Genomic DNA, 434 nt, shown 5'->3' with positions numbered 1-434 from the left:
GGTGAGCCGAAGATTTCGACGAATGCTGACTTTGCCAATGGTGCAACTGAGGTTGTTGCTGGTGCGCAGGTTGACGATACGGTGACCTATGAGGGTCTGGTTCCGGGTAAGGAATACACCCTTAAGGCAGAGTTGATTTCCAAGGCTGATGGCAAGACTGTTCTGGGTGAGGGTGAGAAGACCTTTACTCCGGATGCTGCTAACGGTGAGGTTGTTGTTGAGATCATTGTTGATGAGTCTGTGACTAAGCCGGTTGAGGCTGCGGTTGCTTTCGAGGAGTTGACTTCGGTTGAGGTCAACAAGGATGGTAAGGAGACTCCGGATGCTGATTCGGAGAATCCGAATGACATCGCTGAGCACAAGGACATCAACGATAAGGATCAGACTGTGACCTCTGATGAGGGTGATGAGTCTGGTGAGCCGAAGATTTCGAC

Annotated in this window: 1 protein-coding gene; it reads left to right on the top strand. The window is 50.9% G+C overall.

Annotation, left to right across the window (positions count from 1 at the left end; all coding sequences use genetic code 11):
- Window positions 1–434: VaFE repeat-containing surface-anchored protein (locus HMPREF2781_RS00010; RefSeq protein WP_168163664.1), on the top strand; the 434-nt coding region annotated here is incomplete at both ends.

The organism is Corynebacterium sp. HMSC062A03 (assembly GCF_001811145.1).
GTDB classification, from domain to species: Bacteria; Actinomycetota; Actinomycetes; order Mycobacteriales; family Mycobacteriaceae; genus Corynebacterium; species Corynebacterium aurimucosum.
This window is presented reverse-complemented; position numbering and strand designations above follow the sequence as displayed.